The sequence below is a fragment of the Streptomyces sp. NPDC055078 genome (assembly GCF_053607985.1).
The window spans coordinates 1-7,253 of sequence record NZ_JBSGUP010000416.1 but is presented as its reverse complement, the minus strand read 5'-3'; the positions used below and the strand labels follow the sequence as shown (position 1 = coordinate 7,253).

The 7,253-nt window shown below is 72.2% G+C and carries 6 protein-coding genes; 4 read left to right on the top strand and 2 right to left on the bottom strand.

Translation table 11 applies throughout. The features are described 5' to 3' along the window. Positions 1–512 precede the first annotated feature (512 nt). Positions 513–1,679, bottom strand: coding sequence for an ROK family transcriptional regulator (locus ACWF94_RS27890; RefSeq protein ID WP_453494206.1), 1,167 nt, complete (start codon positions 1,677–1,679; stop codon positions 513–515). A 98-nt stretch (positions 1,680–1,777) separates the two neighbouring features. Here ACWF94_RS27890 and ACWF94_RS27885 point away from each other — a divergent pair, with 98 nt between their 5' ends. From ACWF94_RS27885 to ACWF94_RS27875, 3 genes are all read left to right on the top strand, one after another. Continuing rightward, the gene (locus ACWF94_RS27885; RefSeq protein WP_453494204.1) at positions 1,778–2,992 is read left to right on the top strand and encodes an MFS transporter; all 1,215 of its coding nucleotides are present in this window, start codon (positions 1,778–1,780) and stop codon (positions 2,990–2,992) included. Positions 2,993–3,330: 338 nt separating this feature from the next. Then, positions 3,331–4,737, top strand: coding sequence for a uracil-xanthine permease family protein (locus ACWF94_RS27880; protein ID WP_453494201.1), 1,407 nt, complete (start codon positions 3,331–3,333; stop codon positions 4,735–4,737). A 174-nt stretch (positions 4,738–4,911) separates the two neighbouring features. Continuing rightward, positions 4,912–5,634 carry a DUF5995 family protein gene (locus ACWF94_RS27875; RefSeq protein WP_453494198.1) on the top strand — a complete coding sequence of 241 codons (723 nt, stop codon included), beginning with the start codon at positions 4,912–4,914 and terminating at the stop codon, positions 5,632–5,634. 39 nt (positions 5,635–5,673) lie between these two features. On the opposite strand, the gene ACWF94_RS27870 is transcribed toward ACWF94_RS27875, so the two are convergent. After that, positions 5,674–6,420: an SDR family NAD(P)-dependent oxidoreductase gene (locus tag ACWF94_RS27870; RefSeq protein WP_453494195.1), complete on the bottom strand. Its 747-nt coding sequence runs from the start codon at positions 6,418–6,420 to the stop codon at positions 5,674–5,676. 105 nt (positions 6,421–6,525) lie between these two features. Here ACWF94_RS27870 and ACWF94_RS27865 point away from each other — a divergent pair, with 105 nt between their 5' ends. Continuing rightward, positions 6,526–7,155 carry a TetR/AcrR family transcriptional regulator gene (locus ACWF94_RS27865; protein ID WP_453494192.1) on the top strand — a complete coding sequence of 210 codons (630 nt, stop codon included), beginning with the start codon at positions 6,526–6,528 and terminating at the stop codon, positions 7,153–7,155. Positions 7,156–7,253 lie beyond the last annotated feature (98 nt).

Here is a 7,253-nt window from a genome sequence, read left to right as displayed (position 1 = left end):
CATCTGGCCCCGGACCGCGCGGTGGGGAAGGTGACGTTCGAGGAGTTCCTCGGCCGCCGTTTCGCCTGAGCGGGCCAGGGCCACGACGCCGCGCGAAGAGCGCGGCGCGCGAGGTGACCGGGGCCCGGTTCTCCTGATCGTCCCGGTCGTCCGAGCCGTCCGAGCCGTCCCGGTCGTCCGCGTTGCCTCCGCCGAGCCCGCACGCGTGCGGCTCACGGGCGGGGTCGGCGGGGTCCGCCCGGGGGCGCTGCTCGCGGTCGCGGCACGGCGGGACTCCGTTGGACGCTCCGGCCGAGGCCGTACGGAAGCGGTGGTCCCGGCGGTCCGGGGCGTCCGGGGCGGTCCGGGGCGAGAAGTCCGAGCAGGGGCGACACGGGCGCCCAGCGGCAGGACGTACGGGACATCGGCCGACCCGGGAGCACGGCCCTACGTGGTGGCCGTACACGGTGTCCGACGCGGTGTCCGTACGCGGCGTTACGGGCCCCGGCCCGGGAGCGCCGCCCCTGAGGGAGCTACGCGCCCGGGGCGAACAGTTCGTTCTGGGCGGTGTCACGGGCCGCGAGCAGAGCGCCCCTGAGGACGGCCGTGCCGCCCAGCTCGCCCGCCCTGACCTGGGTGGGCAGGGGGGTCAGCGCGGCCAGTCCGGCCTCGACCCGGGCTGCCAGCACCTTGCCGCCAGCCAGTCCGACCTCTCCGCCCAGGACCACACAGCCGGGGTCGAGGACGGACGCCACCGCCGCCGCGCCCAGGGAGAGGCGGTGGGCGAGGACATCGAGAAAGTCGTCCCGGCCACCGGCGACCGCCCCGGCGACGACGGCCGCCGCCGGGGCGTGGGACTCGCGCGGCTTGAGCCCGTACTCCTCCGCCAGGGAGCGGATCGCCGCCGATCCGGCGAGGGAGTGGAAGCCGCCGTCGCAGGCGAAGGCGGACGGCAGACCGCCCGTACCGGGCACCGGCAGAAAGCCGATCTCGCCCGCGCCGCCCGACGCTCCCCTGCGGAGCCGCCCGTCGAGGAACAGTGCCGCGCCGACGCCTTGGCCCAGCCACAGGAAGACGAAGGTGTCCCGGTCCCGGGCGGCGCCCGAGCGCTGTTCCGCGACGGCGGCGAGGTTGGTCTCGTTCTCCAGCACGATCCGGGCGGGGAACCGCTCCTGGAGCGCGGCGACCAGCTTCCGGTGCCATGCGGGCAGACCCGTGGCATCGCGAAGGTCACCGGTGGCGGGGTCGACGAGCCCGGGCACCCCGATGCCGACGCTGTGGAGGCGGGTCGCGCCCGCGTCGAGGGCGGTGCGCTCCAGGAGCGCCACCGCCTGTTCGACGGCGGGTTCCGTCCCGAGTTCGCCGCTGATGGGCTGCGACGCCTCGGCGAGGGTGGCACCGAGGAGATCGGCGACGACGAGGGAGACGCCCTGGGTACGGATGTCGAGGGCCGCGAGATGCGCGCGGTCGGCGACGATCCCGTACACCCGGGCGTTGGGGCCCCGGCGCTGGGCGCCCGTTTCGCCGACGACCTGAATCAGCCCGGACTCCTGGAGCCTTTCCACCAGATCGGCGACAGTGGGACGGGAGAGTCCGGTCATGGTCTTCAGCTGTCCGGCCGTCAACGGGCCCTCGCGCTGGAGCAGTTGAAGCGCGAGCCGGTCGTTGATGGCCCGGGCGGTGCTCGGGGATGCGGGCATGCCGGAATCCTTTCAGATCCATCCTCCTGCAATTTCCACAATCATCAGGGAGGGTTCCTGATAGTTTACGGGAACCAATAACAGGGAGGGACGCCTGTATGGCGTATAAACCTGCCTTCGGGCAGCAGCGATGGAAACGGGCACGGTTCGCCGTGGCCACGGTCTTCTGTGTGCACGGAGCCGTCACCGGCAGTTTCGCCACACGTATCCCCTGGATCCAGGATCACGCCGGCGTCAGCGCCGGACAGCTCGGGCTCGCGCTCGCCTTCCCCGCGCTCGGCGCGTCGGTGACGATGCCGCTGGCCGGAGCCGTCAGCCACCGTTTCGGCGCCCGCAACGCCCTGCGCGGGCTGCTCACCCTGTGGACCCTCTCGCTGATCCTCCCCGCGCTCGCCCTCAATCTGGGGACCCTCTGTGCGGCGCTGTTCGCGTACGGGGCCGCGGCGGGCATGTCCGATGTCGCGATGAACGCCCTCGGGGTGGAGACGGAGAACCGGCTCGGCCGCTCGATCATGTCGAGCCTGCACGGTATGTGGAGCGTGGGGGCGCTGGTCGGCTCGGCGGGCGGCACCCTGGCCGCCCAGTTGGGCAGCGACGCCCGGCTGCACCACACGATCGCGGCCCTGACCCTCACCCTCCTCGGGCTGGTGGCCTGTCAGGGCGTACCGGATCTGCGCAGCGCGCCGGATGAGCAAGCACCGCCTCGGTTCGCGCTGCCGCCCAAGTCCGCGCTGGTGATCGGTGCCGTCGGGTTCTGCGCGGTGTTCGCGGAGGGGGCCAGCCTGGACTGGTCGGCGGTCTATCTGCGCGATGAGCTGGACACCTCGGCGGGGCTCGCCGCGGCTTCCACGACGGCGTTCGCGCTGACGATGGCGGTGGCCCGGCTCCTGGGCGACCGGGTCGTGGACCGGTTCGGCCCCGTGCGCACTGTACGGACGGGTGGTGTGCTGGCGACCGCCGGCGGAGTGCTGGTGGTCCTGGCACCGCATCCGGCGATCGCCATGACCGGTTTCGCGTTCATCGGGCTGGGCGTCGCCGTCGTCGTACCGCTGGCCTTCGCGGCGGCGGCGCGCAGCGGTCCGAACCCCAGCCAGGCCATCGCCGGTGTCGCCACCATCACCTATACGTCGGGGCTCATCGCGCCATCGGCCATCGGCGCGGTCGCCGACGCGACGAGTCTCGTCGTCTCCTTCGGCCTGGTCACGATGCTGGCGGTGGGGCTCGTCCTGGGCGCGGGGGTTCTGCGCTCGGCCAGGCGGTCGGGAGAGCCGCAGAAGGCCGGGACGGACACGGTCCCCGAGCCCCTGCCCTGAGCGGCGTCGCCCTCGGGTGTGTTGCGAAAGTCCCGCCCGGCCTGCGGGCGGACGGCGCTACTTTCGCAACACGCCCTCGAACGCCCCGGACCGCTCATGAAACCGAGCGGTTTCGGGGCGTCGCGCGGGCCGGAGCGCCGGGACCGGAGCGGCCGGGGCCGGGCTCCGATGGCGAAACCCCCTGCGGAAGGCGGAATTCACGGAGGGGACGTCTGGCCGGAACTCACACTACGATTGCGCCGGTCATCGAGGACCCCGAGGGCCCCCACACCATGCGAACCCCCGTACCGCCGGACCCCTGGGACCTTCCAGACCCCTGAGAACGTGAGGAGCGGCCCGTGAACCTCGGCGTGCGCTGGACCCTGCACGGCGACGGGCGGACCCCCGCTCCCGGCGCCGTCGTACGCCCCGACGAGCGCCTCTCCTGGCCCCGTACCGCAGGTCTGGGCGCCCAGCATGTGGTCGCGATGTTCGGTGCGTCCTTCGTCGCACCGGTGCTGATGGGTCTCGACCCCAATCTCGCGATCATGATGTCGGGCGTCGCGACGGTGATCTTCCTGCTGGCCACCCGCGGCCGGGTCCCCAGCTATCTGGGCTGCTCGCTCTCCTTCGTCGGCGTGGCGGCCACGATCCGGGCGAGCGGCGGCGACAGCGCCACCGTCACGGGCGCGGTCCTCGTCGTCGGCGCCGCGCTCTTCCTGGCGGGTCTGGCCGTGCGGCGCTTCGGCGCGCGGGTCATCCATGCGGCGATGCCGCCGATCGTGACCGGTGCGGTGGTGATGCTCATCGGTTTCAATCTCGCTCCCGTCACCGCCAGCACCTACTGGCCGCAGGATCAGTGGACCGCCCTGCTGGTGATGCTGTTCACCGGCCTCGCCGTGGTCTGCCTGCGCGGCTTCCTCTCCCGCATCGCGATCTTCCTCGGACTGGTCTTCGGCTATCTGCTCTCCTGGGTGCTCGACCGGGCCTTCGGGAAGATCCACTCCCCGGTGGGCGGCGGCGAGGCCGTCGACCACTGGCGGCTCGATCTCTCGGGGGTGGGCCGGGCGGACTGGATAGGGCTGCCGTCCTTCCACGCCCCGAGCTTCGAGTGGTCGGCGATCCTCGTCGCGCTCCCCGTCGTCATCGCGCTGATCGCCGAGAACGCCGGACATGTCAAGGCCGTCGGCGAGATGATCCGCGAACCGCTCGACGACAAGCTCGGCACGGCGATCGCGGCGGACGGCGCGGCTTCGATGCTGTCCACCGCCGTGGGCGGGCCGCCGAACACGACGTACTCCGAGAACATCGGCGTCATGGCCGCCACCCGCGTCTACTCCACCGCCGCCTACTGGGCCGCCGCCGGGTTCGCCCTGCTCTTCGGCCTCTGCCCGAAGTTCGGCGCGGTGGTGGCCGCGATCCCCGGCGGGGTGCTGGGCGGGATCACCGTGATTCTGTACGGCATGATCGGCCTGCTCGGCGCCCAGATCTGGATCAACGCCAAGGTCGATCTGCGCAATCCGCTCAATCTCGTACCGGCGGCGGCGGGCATCATCATCGGGGTCGGCGGAGTCAGCCTGAAGATCACCGACAGCTTTGAACTCGGCGGGATCGCGCTCGGCACCATCGTGGTCATCACCGGCTACCACGTCCTGCGGGCCTTCGCCCCGGCCCATCTGAAGAGCCAGGAACCCCTGCTGGACGCGGGCACCTCGGCCTACGACTCCGATCGTGACACCGACCCGGGAGCCGGTCCGGGCCGCTAGGTCCGAGGGTGCCGGGTCGGGCCGCGAAGGGCTGTCCCGGAGGAGCCGGTTCCGGCCGTTTGTACCCCGGGCCGCGCGGGAGGTATCGGGCACGGCCCGGCCCGGCGTCCCCCGTTCCGGGGAAGTCCGGGCCGCCCGCCACCTCATCGGCCCGTCGGCTGGGACGCTGCCTCCATGGCGCACAGGGAACAGCTCGCGGCAGGGACCGACCCGGGGCTCCGGCCGTCCCCGGCCGGCTTCGGTGTGGCGGGGGTGGCGGACCGGATGCGGGCGCACCGCTCCCGCTGGCCGGCGAAGGACGGGGTCGCCGTCTTCAACCGGGTCTATCTGGCGGTGACGGAGGAGATCGGCCGCCGGATCGAGGCGGGTGAGTTCCCCGACCGGGGAGCCGCCGTCACTCTCGACGTCCTCTTCGCCCACCGCTATCTGACGGCCGTGGACGCGGTGGACAGGGGCGGCCGGCCGCCCGCCTGCTGGCGTCCGCTGTTCCAGTACAGGCGCCATCCCGGCGTACGCGGAGTCCAGTTCGCACTGGCCGGGATCAACGCGCACATCGGGCACGATCTGGCGCTCGCGGTCGTGGACACCTGCCGGGCGCTGGAGTGCGAACCGGCCGATCTGGAGGACGAGTTCGACCGGGTGGGCGAGATCCTCACGCTCATGGAAGAGCGCATCAGGGAGGATCTGATGCCGGGGCCGGATCTGCTGGAGATCGCCGATCCGCTCACCCATCTGGCGGGGGCCTGGAGCCTGGACCGCGCCCGTGACGGCGCGTGGTCGGCGGCCCGGCTGCTGTGGGGCGTGCGGGGGATGCCGGGCCTGGCCGAGGAGTTCACGGAACGGCTGGACACGGGGGTCGGCCTCGTCGGGCGCTGTCTGCTCACACCGTGGTCATGACTCCGGGTGCGGGACCCGCCGGGGACGCGCGCCGCCTCCTTAAGCATTCGCTCCCGCGTCGACCGTGAAGGCCGCCCCCGAAATACCGCGCCCGCCGGGGCCTGCGAGATGGGCGACCGTGGCGGCCACATCGTCGGGGTCGAGGAAGCGGTTCAGTGCTGTGAGCCCACGCTGATAATCCGCGTCCGCGCTGTCCGCCGGGTTCATATCGGTGTCCGTGGACCCCGGATGCACCACATTCGCGGTAATGCCTCGCGGTCCCAGCTCACGGGCGAGCCCCAGGGTCAGTCCGGTCAGCGCGGCCTTGCTCATCGCGTACAGCACGATGCCCGCGAACGGCACGCGCTCGGCGAGGTTGCTGCCGATGGTGATGATCCGGCCGCCGTCCGGCAGATGCGGGGACGCGGCCTGGGCCGCGAGGAAGGACGCGCGGGCGTGGATGGCGAGGGCACGGTCCAACTCCTCCAGGGTGACCTCCTCAAAGGGGCCGTACGGGTAGATCCCCGCGTTGTTGACGAGGATGTCCAGCCGGCCGAGCCCGGCGACGGCTCTGTCCACGGCCCCGGTGACCGCCGGGGCACGCGCGGCGTCCGCCTCGATCATCAGCGCCCGGCTGCCGAGCGCCTCGACCTCGGCGACCACGGCCTTCGCCTTCTGTTCACTGGCGGGGCTGACATAGGTGAACGCCACATCCGCGCCTTCCCGGGCCAGCCGCCGCACGATCGCGGCCCCGATCCCCCTGCTGCCGCCCGTCACCAGAGCGGCCTTCCCCTGCAGCGCGTTCATGTCCGCCCCCATATCTGTGCCGATCGATATAGATATGCTGCACGGAGCACCCCGCCCCCGTCAAGGATATATTGAACGATCGGCACAGAAATCGAGGAGACCACCATGCCGCGACCCCGCGGACGCCCCCGGAGCTTCGACCGGACCGCCGCCCTGGCCCGTGCCATGGAGACGTTCTGGGAGTACGGCTACGAGGCGACCTCCATGACCGACCTCACTGCCGCCATGAACATCAGCTCGCCGAGCCTGTACGCCGCCTTCGGGTCGAAGGAGCGGCTGTTCCGTGAGGCAGTGACCCTCTTCGACGCCACGGAGGGGCTGCCGATCGCCCGCGCGCTCACCGACGAGCCGACGGCGTACGCCGCCTTCGCGTCCGTCATGAGGTCGAGCGCCGTCGCCTACACGGGCGGGGACAAGCCCAGCGGCTGCATGATCGTGCTCGCGGCGATGAACACATCGGAGGCCAGCGCCCCGGCCCGCGACTTCCTGGCCGAGTGGCGCAGGACCGGGATCGCGGATCTGACGGCCCGCCTCGACCAGGGGGTACGGGACGGTGAGCTGCCGCCCGGCACGGACACCGCCGGTGTCGCCGCCTTCTACACCGCCGTCCTCCAGGGCATGGCGGTCCAGGCCCGGGACGGCGCGAGCCGCGAGGAGCTGACCCGCATCGCGGACCGGGCACTCGCGGCCTGGGACACCGTCACGGCACCGGAGCCCCAGCCGTCGGAGCCCTAGCCAGCCAGGACCTGTCTGCCGTGACGGCCGGCCGGAGTTCGTCATCGGCGACGCGAACACGAACGCGAACGCCGGACCGGCCGGGGATCTCCCCGGCC

What these genes read in the sequence shown, in the direction of transcription:
- ACWF94_RS27865 (WP_453494192.1), top strand. Translation starts at nt 6,526, where the DNA reads ATGCCGCGACCCCGCGGACGCCCCCGGAGCTTCGACCGGACCGCCGCC.
- ACWF94_RS27875 (WP_453494198.1), top strand. Translation starts at nt 4,912, where the DNA reads ATGGCGCACAGGGAACAGCTCGCGGCAGGGACCGACCCGGGGCTCCGG.
- ACWF94_RS27885 (WP_453494204.1), top strand. Translation starts at nt 1,778, where the DNA reads ATGGCGTATAAACCTGCCTTCGGGCAGCAGCGATGGAAACGGGCACGG.
- ACWF94_RS27870 (WP_453494195.1), bottom strand. Translation starts at nt 6,420, where the DNA reads ATGAACGCGCTGCAGGGGAAGGCCGCTCTGGTGACGGGCGGCAGCAGG.
- ACWF94_RS27890 (WP_453494206.1), bottom strand. Translation starts at nt 1,679, where the DNA reads ATGCCCGCATCCCCGAGCACCGCCCGGGCCATCAACGACCGGCTCGCG.